We start from the raw sequence: 13,579 nt of genomic DNA on the forward strand, positions 1-13,579 counted from the left end.
CACACCATGCGCGGATCGGCACCCCTTGCGCGGATCGGCATCACACGCGCGGATCCGCCGGCTCAGGAGGGCGAGCCGGCCCGGCGGCCGCCGCCCGTCCACGAACGCGTGCCGCCGTCGTGCACGGCGAGCCGCGTGCGGTGCCCGGACGCCTCGCCGCGGGCCCGCGCGATCGCGTCCGCCGCGGACACGAGCGTCAGGTGGGACAGCACCTGCGGGGTGTTGCCGATGTGGTGCCCGGTGGCGACGTCGATCTCCTCGGAGAGCATGCCGACGTCGTTGGCGTACCCGACGAGCACGTCCATCAGGCGCTCGGCGTCGTCGACCCGACCGGAGGCCGCGTACTGCTCGACGAGCCAGAACGAGCACGCCAGGAACGGGTGCTCGCTGCCGGAGAGCCCGTCGAAGCCGGCGCTCGTCCGGTAGCGCAGGACGAGGCCGTGGTCACCGACGCGCAGGTCCTGCTCGATCGCGGCGACCGTGCCCGTCATCCGGGGGTCGTCGGCGCGGCAGAACCCGATCTGGGGCAGGACGAGCAGGCTCGCGTCGACCTCGTCGGTGTCGTAGTGCTGGCGGAAGGCGCCGCGGTCGGCGTTCCAGCCGTGCTCCTCGATCTCGGCGCGGACCTGGTCGCGGAGCGTCCGCCAGCGGTCGACGGGACCCTCGAGCCCGAACTCCTCGACGGCCGCGACGCCCCGGTCGAACGCGGCCCAGATCATCGCCCGCGAGTGCGTGAAGTGCCGTCGCGGACCGCGCATCTCCCAGATCCCGTTGTCGGGCTCCTGCCAGTGCTCCTCGACGTAGCCGAGCAGGGCACGCTGCAGCGCCCACGAGTCCGCGTTCTCCTCGACGCCGAGCTCGCGGGCGTCGTGGAGCGCGGCGAGGACCTCGCCGAAGACGTCGCCCTGGTACTGGGTCGAGGCGCCGTTGCCGAGCCGGACCGGGGTCGAGTCGAGGTACCCGGGGAGCGCCTCGAGGGTGCGCTCCGGCAGCTCGCGCTCCCCGGCGATGCCGTACATGATCTGGACGTCGGCGGGGTCCCCGGCGATCGCGCGGAGCAGCCAGCCTCGCCAGTGCGCGGCCTCGTCGCGGTACCCGTGGGCTATCAGGGACGCCAGGGCGAGCGACGCGTCGCGCAACCACACGTAGCGGTAGTCCCAGTTGCGTTCTCCGCCGGGGTCCTCCGGGAGGCTCGTGGTCGCGGCCGCCACGACGCCGCCGGTCTCGCCGTGGGTCATCGCCCGCAGGAGCAGCAGGGAGCGTCGGCTCGCTTCGGCGTACTTCCCCTCGGTGTGCGCGGTCGCCATCCAGTCCCGCCACCAGTGCTCGGTCCGGTGCAGGGCCGCGTCCACGTCGAGCGGCGCCGGTGGCTCGCGGTGGGACGGGTACCAGGTCAGGACGGTGTCGAGGACGTCGCCGTCACGCACGGTGGTCGTGTTCGTGTGCCGGTGGTCGTCCGCACGGAACCGGACGCCGCGGACGATGACCGACCCCGGGCCGGCGGTCGCCAGGACGGCGGGGTCCTCGTCGCCGCCGATCTGCCGGACCCAGGGCAGCGCACGCGCGTAGTCGAAGCGGATGCGGAGGGTCTGCTCGACCTCGACCGCCCCCTGCAGGCCGCGGACACGGCGGACGATCGCGGCCTGGTGCGCCCCGACGGGCATGAACTCGGTGACCTCGACGACACCCGTCGCCGTGGTCCACACGGTCGAGAGCACGAGCGTGTCGCGGTGGTGGTGCCGGACCGCGGTCGCGTGCGGGTCGCTCGGTCGCAGCGTCCAGTGCCCGTGGTCCTCGGTGCCCAGGAGGGACGCGAACGTGGACGGACTGTCGAAGCGGGGCAGGCACGCCCAGTCGATCGTCCCGTCGCGGCCGACGAGGGCTGCGGTGTAGGTGTCGCCGATCAGGGCGTGGTCCTCGATGCGGTTGCGCGGCGTCGCGGTGCTCATGCGCACATCGAACCACCGCCACCAGTCCGCGACGGGAGGAGCGCTGAAGGAGCGCTCAGGCGCCGGACTCAGGCGCCGGGCAGGGGAGCCTGCGGGTCCGCGTCGGCGACGCCCACCCGGGCGAGCTCGGTCCAGAGCCCGGCGCCGTCCGGCGCGTAGACCCACGGGGCCGCCGAGTCGCGGGAGCGCTCCTGCGCACGGGAGCGGCCACCGGCGAGCACGGCCTCGCTCGTGGAGAGCTGCCGGATCGCCACGCCGGCGACGTTGTCCGGGTGCTCGCGGGCGAAGTCGCCGTACAGCGTCTCGTCGTGCTGCCCGTCGTCACCGACCAGCAGCCACTGCACGTCGGGGAAGTCCCGGGCCAGGCGGCGGAGGTTGTCGCGCTTGTGCTGCTGCCCGCTGCGGAAGAAGCGGTCGTGGGTGGGACCCCAGTCGGTGAGCAGCATCGTGCCGTTCGGGTACATGTTGCGGGTCAGGAAGCGCTGCAGGGTCGGCGCGACGTTCCACGCCCCGGTCGACAGGTAGACCGTGGGGGCACCGGGGTGCTGGGCGAGGATGCGCTCGTAGAGCACGGACATCCCCGGCACCGGGCGGCGGGCGTGCTCGGTGAGCACGAAGGAGTTCCAGGCGGCGAGCATCGGGCGGGGGAGCGAGGTCACCATCACGGTGTCGTCGATGTCGGACAGGAGCCCGAAGCGCGTCGACGGGTCGACGATGAACACGTCCGCCTCGACGTCGCGCATCCCACCGGCCGAAAGCCGCACGGTCTGCCACCCCGGTTCGAGGTCGATCGGGACCTTCACGTCGACGACGCCGCCGCGGTCGGACTGCACCACGTGGGTCGTGCCACCGGCGGTCACCGTGACCTCGGCGTCGTCGACGGCGACGCTCGTGAAGCTCTTCCACCCGCGCACGCCGTAGTACGAGGCGTCGGACGCGAGCCCCCGCCGGGTGAGCAGGACGCGGCAGAGCACGCGGATCCAGCCGGGAGCGCCGTACCCGGTGTACGGGATCACGGTCGGCACGAGCCCACGACGGCGGGCACGGTGCTCCCGGAACTCCTGCACGGCGTCCTCGATGCGGGCGGCTCGGTGCAGGATCGGCTCGGCCAACGACGGCTCGTGGGGCGTCCAGTCGGGCATTCGTCCACTATCCCACGCTGTCGGAGGCTGTGGTGAGTCGCAGCGATGTTCCAGCCGGTCTCTGCGAGAGTTGCCCCGTCACATCCCACATGACCGCGTCCGTCCGGGCGCAAGAGGAGAACACGTGCTCGTCACCGAGGTATCGAACGCACTGCCGGGGGGATCATCACTGCTCAGGAACGAGCCGGTCCAAGCCCGCAGTTCGGCGCGCCTCGCGGGACTCCTCGACGCCGCTGCGGCCGTCATCGACGAGATCGGCTTCGAGCGCCTGACGACCGCCATGGTCGCGGAGCGCGCCGGTGCGTCCATCGGCACGGTCTACCGGTACTTCCCGGACCGCATCGCCGTGGTCGAGGCCCTCGCGATCCGGAGCACGCAGCGGCTCGCCGAGCGGTTCCTCACGGCGCTCGACGAGAGCGACGCGACGACCTGGCAGGACGCCTGCGACGCGCTCATCGACGCGACCGTCGAGATGTACCGCACCGAGCCGGGCTTCCGGGCGATCCGCTTCGGTGACCCGGCGGACACCGGGACCGGGGACGCCGAGGACCGGATGGCCGCGCTGGGGGCGGCCGTCGCGCAGGTCCTGCACGACCGGTTCGACTTCCCGACGGGGGAGCGCGTCGAGCGCACGTGGGTCGTCCTCGCGGAGTCAGCGCACGCCGTCATCGCGCGCGCCGTGCGAGACCGGGCGGAGCCCGATACCGCGCTGATCGAGGAGTACCGCACGATGAGCCGGGCGCACCTCGAAGCGGTGATCGCCGCCTCCTGACCGGATCCCGGCTCTGCAGCCGGGCGCGACCCGCCCGGCCGACCGGCCGACCCACCTGCCGACGCCCGCGCTCCGAAGAGGAGTCGCGGGCGTCGGCGCGATCGGGACCGAGCTGTCGGGGGCGTGCTGTCCGCGAGCCGTCATGGGCCGTCACCACGCGGACCGGACGACGACCGCGTGTGTACGCTCGGTCGGAGTCGGGCTACCTCCGGACAGAAGGGCACCCACATGATCGAGTTCCGCTCGGTGCGCAAGACGTACCCGGACGGCACGACGGCGGTCGACGACTTCAGCCTCGTCATCCCCTCCCGCACCACGACGGTCTTCGTCGGGTCCAGCGGCTGCGGCAAGACCACCCTCCTCCGCATGATCAACCGCATGGTCGACCCGAGCTCGGGCACCGTGTCGATCGACGACGAGGACGTCGCCGGTGTCGACCCCGTGCAGCTCCGGCGGCGCATCGGGTACGTGATGCAGAACGCCGGGCTCCTGCCGCACCGGAAGGTCGTCGACAACATCGCGACCGTCCCGCTCCTGACCGGTGTCTCGAAGGGCGAGGCCCGGGCGCGCGCGCTCGAGCTCATGGACACCGTCGGGCTCGACCGGGCCTTCGCGGACCGGTACCCGTCGCAGCTCTCCGGCGGCCAGCAGCAGCGCGTCGGTGTGGCCCGTGGCCTCGCGGTGGACCCGAACGTCCTGCTCATGGACGAGCCGTTCGGCGCCGTCGACCCGCTCGTCCGCAACGACCTGCAGGACGAGCTCATCCGGCTGCAACGCGAGCTCGGCAAGACGGTGGTCTTCGTCACGCACGACATCGACGAGGCCTTCAAGCTCGGCGACCAGGTCGTCATCCTCAAGAAGGGCGGCGAGATCGCCCAGCTCGGGACCCCGGCCGAGATCCTCGCCGAGCCGGCGGACGAGTTCGTGGCGAACTTCATCGGCGTCGGCCGTGGTCGGCGGGCGCTCCGGGTGGAGCAGACCCCGACCGGCCCGATCGTGGTGGACGGCGACGGCCGCGCGGCCGGCGTGCTCACCGGTCCGGTGACGGTGGTGGACGCGGCAGCCGCCGTGCCGCAGGGTGCAGAGGCCGGGGCGCGTGACACCGCCCCGGGTGCTCCGGCGCAGGGTGGGGGACCCCGGTGAAGTGGGTCCTGTCGAACCTCGACACGATCAGTGACGCCACGCTCGCGCACCTCGCGATCGCGATCCCACCGATCTTCATCGCGTTCCTGCTGTCGATCCCGATCGGCTGGCTCGTGGTCCGGCTGCAGCGTCCCGGCGGCTCCCGCGTCGCCGCGGGTGTCGGCACCGGCATCGTGACCGTGGCCGGGCTCCTCTACGCGATCCCGTCCCTCGCGCTCTTCGTCGCCCTGCCGGCCGTCATCGGCACGGGCCTGCAGGACCCGGTCAACCTCATCATCAGCCTGACGCTCTACGGCCTCGCGCTCATGGTCCGCTCGACCGTCGACGCCCTCACCTCGGTCGACGCCGGGACGAAGGCCGCCGCGACCGCCATGGGGTACTCGGGTGTGCAGCGCTTCTTCCGCGTGGAGCTGCCACTGGCCGGGCCCGTCCTGCTCGCGGGGCTTCGGGTCGTGGCGGTGTCGACGATCTCGCTCACGACCGTCGGCGCGGTGCTCGGCATCCAGAGCCTCGGGTCGCTCTTCACGGACGGCCTCGGTCGCGGCATCTACGAGGAGATCCTTTCGGGCATCGTGATGGTGCTCGTCCTGGCCTTCGCGCTCGACGGGCTGCTGGTGCTGCTCGGCCGGCTGGTCATGCCGTGGACCCGTCGTGCACCCCGGAGCCGCCGTGCCGTCCGGCGCGTGCTGCAGCGTGCGGAGGTGGCGTCGTGATCATCGCGCAGGCGTTCGGGTGGGTCTTCGACCCGCAGAACTACACGGGCTTCAACGCCATCCCCGGCCGGGTGTGGGAGCACGTCTGGATCACGCTGCTCGCCGTGCTCATCGCCGCGGCCGTCGCCGTCCCGATCGGGTACGCGATCGGCCACACCGGGCGCGCGCGCGGGTTCTCCATCGCGCTGTCCGGCGGCATCCGGGCGCTGCCCACGCTCGGCGTGCTCTCGCTGTTCGGGCTCCTGCTCGGCATCGGGCTGCAGGCGCCGCTCCTCGCCCTCGTCATCCTGGCGATCCCGTCGGTGCTCGCCGGCGCGTACTCGGGCATCGAGTCGGTCGACCCGGTGACGGTCGACGCGGCGAAGGCGCAGGGCATGACCGGGTGGCAGGTCCTGTGGAAGGTCGAGATCCCGCTCGGGCTGCCGCTCCTGATCGGCGGCCTCCGCGCCGCGGTCCTGCAGGTCGTCGCGACCGCCACGCTCGCCGCGTACGTCGGCGCCGGTGGTCTCGGCGGCTACTTCTTCCTCGGGCTCAAGACCCAGGACTACGCCGAGATGCTCGGCGCCTCCATCCTCGTGATCGCCCTCGCGATCGCGTTCGAGATCGTGTTCGCCGCTCTCCAGCGGGCGGCGGTGCCGAAGGGCACCGTCGACCCGTCGGCCCGGCGGCGCCAGGGGTCGCGCGAGCGCTCCCGCAATCCCATCCCGGAAGGAAATCCATCGTGATCACAGCAAAGATCCGTGCCGGCGTCGCAGCAGCGCTGGCACTGGGCGTCGCCGCCGCCCTGACCGGCTGCGCGTCGAGCAACCCGCTCGACAGCGGCTCGAGTGCGTCGAGCGACTCGAAGACCATCGTCATCGGTTCGCAGCAGTACTACTCGAACGAGATCATCGCCGAGATGTACGCGCAGGTCCTCGAGAAGGACGGCTTCTCGGTGAAGCGGAACTTCAACATCGGCCAGCGTGAGATCTACATCCCGCAGCTCGAGAAGGGCGCGATCGACGTCATGCCCGAGTACAGCGGCAACCTGCTGCAGTACTTCGACAAGGAGTCGACGGCGAAGACCGCCAGCCAGATCGACGAGGGCCTGTCCAAGGCGCTCCCGTCCGGCCTGCGGGTCCTCGACGCGGCCGAGGCCACCGACCAGGACAGCTACACCGTGACCAAGGAGTTCTCCGAGAAGAACGACGTCACGAGCCTGGCCGACCTGAAGAACGTCAGCGAGAAGCTCACCGTCGGCGCGAACTCCGAGTTCCAGACCCGCCCGTACGGCCCCGACGGCCTGAAGTCGGTCTACGGCGTGGACGTCGACTTCAAGGCGATCGAGGACTCCGGCGGCGCCCTGACCGTCAAGGCGCTCAAGGACGGCACCGTCCAGCTCGCCGACATCTACACCGCGGACCCGAGCATCAAGGCGAACGACCTCGTCTCGCTCAAGGACCCGGAGAACCTGATCCTGCCGCAGAACGTCATCCCGGTCGTCTCGAAGAAGGTCGACGACAAGGCCGCGGCGGACATCGACAAGGTGAACAAGGTGCTCACCGAGGCCGCGCTCATCGAGGTCAACTCGAAGAGCACCGTCGACAAGGAGAAGGCGTCGCAGATCGCGAAGGACTTCCTCTCCTCGAAGGGCCTCCTGTAGGGGTTCCACAGCGTCAGGAGACGACAGGCGTCGGGCATCGTGCCCGGCGCCTGTCGTCGTTCCGGGGCGGCTCGTCCAGCACCGATGTTCCGCACGGTTGTGCCGATCACGGCCCCTGCACGTTCGTGCAGTTCTGCCCTCTACAACTTGTCGAAGCAGGTGTCCGGCCGGTAGCGTGGAGGTGTCCCAACGGCCAGTGACAGCAGAAGTCCCCCTTCCACAGGAAGCAACTGACGTGCAGCACCAGCGCGCGGCGACCCGGCATGGACGCGCCGCATGAACGACATCCTCGACCCCCTGATCCTGTCGCGGTGGCAGTTCGGCCTCACGACGATCTACCACTTCCTCTTCGTCCCGCTGACGATCGGCATGGCCCTCGTCGTGGCCGTGTTCCAGTCCGCCTGGGTCCGCACCGGCCGGGCGCACTACCTGCAGCTCACGCGGTTCTTCGGGCGGATCTTCCTCATCAACTTCGCGATGGGTGTCGTCACGGGCATCGTGCAGGAGTTCCAGTTCGGCATGAACTGGTCGAACTACTCACGGTTCGTCGGTGACGTCTTCGGCGCCCCGCTCGCCCTCGAGGGCATCCTGGCGTTCTTCTTCGAGGCCGCGTTCATCGGCATCTGGATCTTCGGGTGGGACCGCCTGCCGAAGGCCGTGCACCTGGCGAGCATCTGGTGCGTCAGCGTCGGCACGATGCTGTCGGCGTACTTCATCCTCGCGGCGAACGCGTTCATGCAGCACCCGGTCGGCTTCGCGATCAACGAGGCCAAGGGTCGCGCGGAGCTCACCGACATCTGGGCCGTCCTGACGAACAAGGTCGCCCTCGCCGCCTTCCCGCACACGCTGTTCGGCGCGTTCATGGTCGCGGCCTCGGTGATCGTCGCGGTGGCGGCGTACCACCTGGCGCGGAACCAGCACCTCGAGACCATGCTGCCGGCGCTGAAGTTCGGCATGTGGACGATGCTCGCATCGGGCGCGCTCACGGTGCTGTCCGGCGACCAGCTCGGGCTGACGATGGTCGACACGCAGCCGATGAAGATGGCAGCGGCCGAGGCGCTCTACAACACCTCGACCGGCAAGGACGCCTCCTTCTCGATCTTCACGCTGGGGACGCCGGACGGCGTGCACGAGCTCTTCTCGATCCGCATCCCGTACCTGCTGTCGTTCCTGTCGACCCACACGTTCACCGGCACGGTCGAGGGCATCAACGACCTGCAGGCGCAGTACTCGCAGGTGTACGGCCCCGGCGACTACAAGCCGATCATCTGGGTGACCTACTGGTCGTTCCGGTGGATGATCGCGCTCGGTGTCGGCGCGGTGCTCGTGTCCCTGGTCGGGCTCTGGCTGACCCGCAAGGGTCGGTTCCCGACGCAGCGGTGGGTGTGGCGCGTGGCGACCTGGTCGGTGCCGCTGCCGATGGCCGCGATGATCATGGGCTGGGTCTTCACCGAGATGGGCCGCCAGCCGTGGCTCGTGTTCGGGTTGCTCAAGACCGCCGACGGGGTCTCCCCGAACGTGACCGGGGTCGAGGTCCTCATCTCGCTCGTCGTGTTCACACTCATCTACGGCGCGCTCGCGGTCGTCGAGTTCCGCCTCATCAAGAAGGTCGCGCAGGAGGGCCCCGCCGCCCCGGCAGAGGTCGACGAGGAGACCGGCGCGGTCAAGCACGAAGTGACGGTCTACTAGAAATGGAAACTGTCTGACCATGGACCTCCCCGTTCTCTGGTTCGCGATCGTCGGTCTGTTCTTCGTCGGGTACTTCGTGCTCGACGGGTTCGACTTCGGCGTCGGGATGTCGCTGCCGTTCCTCGGCAGGGACGACACCGACCGTCGCGTGCTCATCAACACGATCGGCCCGGTCTGGGACCTCAACGAGACGTGGGTCATCGTCGCGGGGGCGTGCCTGTTCGCGGCGTTCCCCGAGTGGTACGCGACGATGTTCTCCGGGTTCTACCTGGCGCTGCTGCTCATCCTCGCGGCGCTCATCGCCCGCGGGGTCTCGTTCGAGTACCGGCACCAGGAGAAGCACCTGGCGTGGAAGCGCCGGTTCGACCTGATGATCGTCGTCGGCAGCGCGGTCCCGTCGTTCCTGTGGGGTGTCGCGTTCGGCAACGTCGTCCGGGGCATCCCGATGGACGCCGGGCACAACTACACCGGCACCTTCCTCGACCTGCTCAACCCCTTCGCGCTCCTGACCGGGCTCGCGACCCTGCTCGTGTTCTTCACACACGGCGTGGTGTTCGTCGCGCTGAAGACCGAGGGCGAGATCCGCGAGCGGGCGAAGCGCCTCGCGACCCGGGCGGGCGTGCTGACGATCGTCGTCGCCGCGGCGTTCCTCGTCGCGATGGCGTTCGTCCGCGCGACCCCGGCGAGCCTCGTGCTCTCGGTCGTCGCGGCCCTGGCCCTCGTGCTCGCGGTGCTCTGCTCGGCGTGGGGGAAGGAGGGGCGGGCGTTCGCGCTCATGGCCGTCACGATCGCCGCGGTCGTCCTGGCGATGTTCACCGCGATCTTCCCGGACGTCATGCCCGCGTCGAACGACCCGGCGAACAGCCTGAACGTCGTCAACGCCGCGAGCGGGACCTACACGTTGACGGTGATGAGCTGGGTGGCGCTGATCTTCGTGCCGCTCGTGCTCGCCTACCAGGCCTGGACGTACTGGGTGTTCCGCAAGCGGGTCTCCCGGGCCCACATCGCGCAGGCCGCGCACTAGGAGGACACCGCCGTGAAGCCGCTCGACCCCCGACTGCTCCGCCTGTCGCGCACGGCGCGCGGGGCGGTCGCGGCGTCCGCGGCCACCGGCCTGGTCCGGACGCTCGCCACCGTCGCGATCGCCTGGGGCATCGCCACCGCCGTCACCCTCGGCGTCGACGGGGTGCGCGACCGCGTCGTCCCCGCCGCGCTCACCCCGACGCTCGCCCTGCTCGGCGCGGCCTTCTTCGTGCGGGCCGTCGCCGCGTGGGCGACCGACGACCTCGCTGCCCGGGCGGGTGCTCGGGTGAAGAGCGAGCTCCGGGCCACCGTCCTGGCGCGTGCGGCGGAGCGCGGACCGGCGTGGCTGCAGGGGCGGTCGAGCGCCGCGTTCGCGACCACCCTCGGCCCCGGGCTCGACGCGCTCGACGCGTACTTCGGCCGGTTCCTGCCGCAGCTCGCCCTCACCGCCGTGGCGACCCCGGTCCTGCTGCTCGCGATCGGGGCCGGCGACCTGACGAGCGCGCTCGTCATCGTGCTCGCGATGCCGGTGATCCCGGTGTTCATGGTGCTCATCGGGCTCGCGACCCAGTCGCTGCAGCGCCGGCAGGCCGATGCCCTCGCCCGTCTCGGGAGCGCGTTCACCGAGGCGGTCGAGGGCCTGGCGACGCTGAAGGTGTTCGGCCGCGCCCGCCGCCAGGTCGGCCGGATCGGGGACGTCACCGACGAGTACCGTCGCGGCACCCTCGGCGTCCTGCGGCTGTCGTTCGTCAGCGGCTTCGCGCTCGAGCTCGCCGCGAGCCTGTCCGTCGCGCTCGTCGCGGTGTCGATCGGCGTCCGGCTCGTCGACGGCTCGCTCGGCCTGGGCGCCGCGATGTTCGTGCTCGTCCTCGCGCCGGAGGCCTTCGCGCCGATCCGGCAGGTCGGCGCCGACTTCCACGCCGCCCAGGACGGCGTCGAGGCGTCCACGGCCGTCCTCGACGTGCTCGACGACCGCGCTGGACACGACCGCGCAGGAGACGACCCCGCAGGCGACCACCGCGTCGTCCCGCGCGCACCCGACCACGACGGACCGACGGACCCCGGGACCGACCTGGTCCTCGACGGCCTCACGGTCACCCGCCCCGACACCGTCATCGGCCCGCTCGACCTGCGCGCCGCCCCCGGCACCGTCGTCGCGCTGGCCGGCCCGAGCGGCTCCGGCAAGTCGAGCCTCGTCGCCGCGATCCGCGGCGTGCTCCCGCACGACGGTACGGTCGCCGTGCCGTCCGGGACCGATCGGTTGGTCCCCGCGACGCGGTCGGTCGCCGAGCGCACCACGTGGGCCGACCAGCGGCCGCGCCTCGTCCGCGGAACGGTCGCCGAGAACGTCGCCCTGCACTCCCGACCCGACACGGCCGACGTACGTCGCGCCCTGGGCGACGCGGGGCTGGGACTCGACCCGGGCCTCCCGGTCGGACCCGGCGGAGCCGGCCTCTCCGGCGGTCAGGCGCAGCGGGTCGCGGTGGCCCGCGCGCTGTACCGCGCCCGGCGCGAGCGGACGCCGCTCGTCCTGCTCGACGAACCGACGTCGGCCCTCGACGCCGAGGCCGAGCAGACCGTCGTGCGCGCCCTGCGCGCCCTCGCGGACGACGGGGCGGTCGTCGTGGTCGCCAGCCACCGCCCGGCCGTGCTCGCCGCGGCCGACGTGCGCGTCGACCTGCACGCGGACGGCGCGACGACCGTGACGGCCCGACGGGCGGCGCGGGCATGAGCCGGGAGGCACGGCGCACGTCGGTCCTGCGGCTCGCCCTGCCGCACGGTGCGGGTTGGGCGAAGGCGGTCGCCGCCGGGACGACCAGCGCGCTCTGCGCGGTCGCGCTCCTCGCCGCGAGCGGCTACCTGATCACGCGGGCGGCCGAGCAGCCGCCCATCCTGTACCTGACGCTCGTGATGGTCGGCGTCCGGGCGTTCGCCCTCGGACGGGCCGCCCTGCGCTACGTCGACCGGCTCGCCGGGCACGACGCGTCGTTCCGGCAGCTCGCGGTCGTCCGGACGGAGATGTACCGCCGCCTCGCGTCGGTCGCCCCGGCCGGGCTCGGCCGCACCGGTCGCGGCGACCTGCTCACGCGGCTCGTGACCGACACCGACCGCCTGCAGGACCTGCCGATCCGCGTCGTCGGGCCGCTCGTGTCGGCGGGGGTCGTCGCGGTGCTGTCCGTGGTCGCCGTCGCGGTCGTGTGGTGGCCGGCCGCGCTCGTGCTGCTCCTCGCCCTCGGTGCCGCCGCGGTGCTCGGGACGGTCGTGACGCTCGCGGTCGCCCGGCGGTCCGACCGCGAGACCGCCGCGGAGCGCGGCCGGGTCGCGGACCTCGTGCTCGACACCGTGCGCACGCTCGACGTCTTCGCCGCCTACGGCACGCTGCCGGACCGACTCGCGACGATCGCGGCGCTCGACGACCGGGTCACGCGGGCGGTGCGGCGCCGCGCGACCGTCGAGTCGCTCGTCGGGGCGCTCGTCGGGCTGCTCGGCGGCGGCGCGGTCGTCGGCGTCCTTGCCGTCGGCGCACCCGCCGTCGTCCGTGGTGCGCTGGACGGACCGCTGTGGGCGCTCGCGGTGTTCGTGCCGCTGGCCCTGTTCGAGGTCGTCGGCGGTGTGCCGCTCGCGGTCCTGACGCTCCGTCGGGTCCGGGCCGCCGCCGAGCGGGTGGAGCAGGTCGTCCCGGCAGCGGTGCCGGCCGGGATCGTCCCCGAGCCGGACGAGCCCGCGACCGCGGACGAGCTCGCCGTCGACGGGCCGGTGACCGTGGCCCTCCGTGACCTCACCGTGCGGTGGCCCGGTGCCGGGACACCCGCGGTCGACCGGGTCTGCCTCGACCTGCGGCCCGGCGAGGTCGTCGTCCTCGCGGGGCCGAGCGGCGCGGGGAAGTCCACGCTCGTCGACGCCCTGGTCCGGTTCGTCGACCACGAGGGCTCGTACACGCTCGACGGCGTCGAGGCGCGTCGGCTGCACCCGGACGCCGTGCGCGCCCGGGTCGGACTCGTCGAGCAGGACCCGTTCGTGTTCGACCAGACCGTGCGGCAGAACCTGCTCTTCGCCCGCGACGCCGCGACCGACGCCGAGCTCGTCGACGCCCTCGAACGGGTCGGCCTGGGCGGCTGGCTCGCCCGACGCGGCGGACTCGACGCACCCGTGGGGGAGCGGGGCACGCTGCTGTCCGGCGGCCAGGCGCACCGGCTCGCCCTGGCGCGGGCGTTGCTCCACGCGTTCCCGGTGCTCGTGCTCGACGAGCCGACCGCTGACGTCGACCCCGACCTCGGCGACGCCGTGCTGCGCGACCTCGTCGGGGCGGCGCGGTCGGCTGGACGGACGGTGCTCGTCGTGTCGCACGTACCGGTGCCGGCCGACCTCGTGGACCGGACGCTGCGGATGCGGGACGGACGGCTCGTCTCGGCGTGAGCCGCGGGCCGGAGGCGGGGCCGGACGGGCGTCGGGACGGATGTGGCCCGCGGTCCGGGGTGGGCGCGACCCGGTGGCGGGAGCGACGG

Annotated in this window: 11 protein-coding genes; 9 read left to right on the forward strand and 2 right to left on the reverse strand. The window is 72.2% G+C overall.

Features of this window, described 5'->3' with window-relative positions; translation table 11 throughout:
* Positions 1–62: 62 nt before the first annotated feature.
* Positions 63–1,949: a glycoside hydrolase family 15 protein gene (locus HUN59_RS10645; protein ID WP_174778324.1), complete on the reverse strand. Its 1,887-nt coding sequence runs from the start codon at positions 1,947–1,949 to the stop codon at positions 63–65.
* A gap of 68 nt (positions 1,950–2,017) precedes the next feature.
* Positions 2,018–3,091: an App1 family protein gene (locus HUN59_RS10650; protein WP_174778325.1), complete on the reverse strand. Its 1,074-nt coding sequence runs from the start codon at positions 3,089–3,091 to the stop codon at positions 2,018–2,020.
* A gap of 124 nt (positions 3,092–3,215) precedes the next feature.
* Between HUN59_RS10650 and HUN59_RS10655 the strand changes: the two genes are divergently transcribed.
* The 9 genes from HUN59_RS10655 to cydC all read left to right on the forward strand — a co-directional run bounded on the left by HUN59_RS10655 (position 3,216) and on the right by cydC (position 13,490).
* Positions 3,216–3,863 carry a TetR/AcrR family transcriptional regulator gene (locus HUN59_RS10655; protein ID WP_174778326.1) on the forward strand — a complete coding sequence of 216 codons (648 nt, stop codon included), beginning with the start codon at positions 3,216–3,218 and terminating at the stop codon, positions 3,861–3,863.
* Positions 3,864–4,091: 228 nt separating this feature from the next.
* On the forward strand, positions 4,092–5,006 hold the full coding sequence (locus tag HUN59_RS10660; protein ID WP_058741685.1) for an ABC transporter ATP-binding protein: 915 nt from the start codon (positions 4,092–4,094) through the stop codon (positions 5,004–5,006).
* Positions 5,003–5,719, forward strand: a complete 717-nt coding sequence (locus tag HUN59_RS10665) for an ABC transporter permease (RefSeq protein WP_174778327.1) — start codon at positions 5,003–5,005, stop codon at positions 5,717–5,719. Before HUN59_RS10660 ends, HUN59_RS10665 begins: the two co-directional genes overlap by 4 nt.
* Complete coding sequence (locus tag HUN59_RS10670; RefSeq protein ID WP_174778328.1) at positions 5,716–6,444, forward strand: ABC transporter permease; 729 nt, start codon at positions 5,716–5,718, stop codon at positions 6,442–6,444. The genes HUN59_RS10665 and HUN59_RS10670 overlap by 4 nt, the downstream gene beginning before the upstream one ends.
* Positions 6,441–7,361: an ABC transporter substrate-binding protein gene (locus HUN59_RS10675; RefSeq protein ID WP_174778329.1), complete on the forward strand. Its 921-nt coding sequence runs from the start codon at positions 6,441–6,443 to the stop codon at positions 7,359–7,361. Before HUN59_RS10670 ends, HUN59_RS10675 begins: the two co-directional genes overlap by 4 nt.
* A 276-nt stretch (positions 7,362–7,637) precedes the next feature.
* Complete coding sequence (locus HUN59_RS10680; RefSeq protein ID WP_058741682.1) at positions 7,638–9,050, forward strand: cytochrome ubiquinol oxidase subunit I; 1,413 nt, start codon at positions 7,638–7,640, stop codon at positions 9,048–9,050.
* 19 nt (positions 9,051–9,069) lie between these two features.
* The gene (gene cydB / locus HUN59_RS10685; RefSeq protein WP_141861175.1) at positions 9,070–10,074 is read left to right on the forward strand and encodes a cytochrome d ubiquinol oxidase subunit II; all 1,005 of its coding nucleotides are present in this window, start codon (positions 9,070–9,072) and stop codon (positions 10,072–10,074) included.
* Between the two features lie 12 nt (positions 10,075–10,086).
* Positions 10,087–11,805: a thiol reductant ABC exporter subunit CydD gene (cydD, locus tag HUN59_RS10690; RefSeq protein ID WP_174778330.1), complete on the forward strand. Its 1,719-nt coding sequence runs from the start codon at positions 10,087–10,089 to the stop codon at positions 11,803–11,805.
* The gene (gene cydC / locus HUN59_RS10695; protein WP_174778331.1) at positions 11,802–13,490 is read left to right on the forward strand and encodes a thiol reductant ABC exporter subunit CydC; all 1,689 of its coding nucleotides are present in this window, start codon (positions 11,802–11,804) and stop codon (positions 13,488–13,490) included. Before cydD ends, cydC begins: the two co-directional genes overlap by 4 nt.
* Positions 13,491–13,579 lie beyond the last annotated feature (89 nt).

This window comes from Curtobacterium sp. Csp2 (assembly GCF_013347165.1).

What these genes read in the sequence shown, in the direction of transcription:
- HUN59_RS10660 (WP_058741685.1), top strand. Translation starts at nt 4,092, where the DNA reads ATGATCGAGTTCCGCTCGGTGCGCAAGACGTACCCGGACGGCACGACG.
- cydC (WP_174778331.1), top strand. Translation starts at nt 11,802, where the DNA reads ATGAGCCGGGAGGCACGGCGCACGTCGGTCCTGCGGCTCGCCCTGCCG.
- HUN59_RS10650 (WP_174778325.1), bottom strand. Translation starts at nt 3,091, where the DNA reads ATGCCCGACTGGACGCCCCACGAGCCGTCGTTGGCCGAGCCGATCCTG.
- HUN59_RS10680 (WP_058741682.1), top strand. Translation starts at nt 7,638, where the DNA reads ATGAACGACATCCTCGACCCCCTGATCCTGTCGCGGTGGCAGTTCGGC.
- HUN59_RS10645 (WP_174778324.1), bottom strand. Translation starts at nt 1,949, where the DNA reads ATGAGCACCGCGACGCCGCGCAACCGCATCGAGGACCACGCCCTGATC.
- cydB (WP_141861175.1), top strand. Translation starts at nt 9,070, where the DNA reads ATGGACCTCCCCGTTCTCTGGTTCGCGATCGTCGGTCTGTTCTTCGTC.